General features: G+C 63.7%; 1 protein-coding gene. It reads right to left on the reverse strand.

Annotation, left to right across the window (positions count from 1 at the left end; genetic code table 11):
• Nucleotides 1-1669: CusA/CzcA family heavy metal efflux RND transporter (locus RI563_RS13390; RefSeq protein ID WP_310694881.1), on the reverse strand; the 1669-nt coding region annotated here is incomplete at both ends.

The raw sequence follows: 1669 nt of genomic DNA on the forward strand, positions 1-1669 counted from the left end.
CACTGACCGCCTCGACAAAGCTGCCCAGATCCTGGCCGCGCACATTGGCGGTGACAAAGATGCGCCGCTTGCCGTTCTCGCGGCTGATCTGGCTGGGCCCGGTTTTAAAGCTGATATCCGCCACTTCCCCCAGCGGGATGTTTTCCTCCAGGCCGTGGCCCACGCCCAACATGTCGGCATCGCCCGCCACTTCGCGCTGCTGGTCAACTGGCAGGCGGATCGGCAAGCGTGCCAGGGCATCCAGATCGGTACGCAGATCTTCGGGCAGCCGCACCACCAGATCGAAACGGCGATCGCCCTCGTAAATCTGCCCGACGCTGCTGCCGCCGGTGGCGGTGTGCAACACCTCCTGGACCGAGGCAACATCCAGCCCGTACAGCGCCAGCCGTTCCCGGTTCGGGGTCACCGTTAACAGGGGCAGACCGGTGGTCTGCTCGGTACGCACATCCGCGGCGCCGGGCACACCGCGCACGGTGGTTTCGATCTGTTCGGCCAGTGCCACCAGCGTGTCGAGATCATCGCCGTAGATCTTCACCGCCAGATCGGCGCGCACGCCCGAGATCAACTCGTTAAAGCGCATCTGGATCGGCTGGGTGAACTCGTACTTGTTGCCGGGCAGATCGCTCACCGCCGCTTCCAGTTCGCGCACCAGTTGCGCCTTGGGTTTGCGCGGATCGGGCCATTGCTCGCGCGGCTTCATGATAATGAAGGTATCGGCCACGTTGGGCGGCATGGGATCGGTGGCCACCTCGGGCGTGCCGATCTTGCTGAACACGTGTTTGACCTCGGCGAACTCGCGCACCTTCGCCTCGACATGCTGTTGCATCTCGATCGATTGCGACAGGCTGGTGCCGGGAATGCGCAGGGCATGCATGGCGATATCGCCTTCATCCAGGTCGGGCACAAACTCGCTGCCCATGCGTGTGGCCTGCAGCGCGGTCAGGGCGATCAGCGCGATGGCAATGAGAACGACCGATAATTTATTGGCCAGCGCCAGTTTCAGGATCGGTTCATAACCGCGACGCAGGCCGCGCATCAGCCGATTCTCTTCTTCGTTGATCGGCCCGCGCACAAACACTGCTATCGCCGCCGGCACCGCCGTCAACGACAGGATCAAGGCCGCAAGCAGGGCGGTGACCACGGTAAAGGCCATAGGCTCGAACATCTTGCCTTCCACCCCGCTGAGGGCAAAGATCGGCACGTAGACGATCATAATGATCGTCACCCCGAACACACTGGGGCGGATCACTTCGGTGGTCGCCTCCTGCACCACCCGCAGACGCTGTTTCAGATCCGGCAGGCCGCCGTGCATGCGCTGGAACTGGCCCAGCCGTCGCAGGCAGTTCTCCACGATGATCACCGCGCCATCGACGATCAGGCCGAAGTCCAGCGCCCCCAGGCTCATCAGGTTGCCGGAGACCCGCGAGGTCACCATACCGCTGACGGTCATCAGCATCGCCAGCGGAATCACCGCCGCGGTGATCAACGCGGCGCGCCAGTTGCCGAGCAACAGGAACAGCACCACGATCACCAGCAACGCGCCCTCGGCCAGGTTCTTCTGCACGGTGGCGATGGTCTTGTCCACCAGGCTGGTGCGGTTGTAGACCGGGTTCAGTTCCACCCCGTCGGGCAGGGAGGGTTTGATCTGCTCGATGCGCTGCGCGGCGGC

This window comes from Thiohalophilus sp. (genome assembly GCF_031581315.1).
In the GTDB taxonomy this organism is placed as follows: Bacteria; Pseudomonadota; Gammaproteobacteria; order UBA6429; family Thiohalophilaceae; genus Thiohalophilus.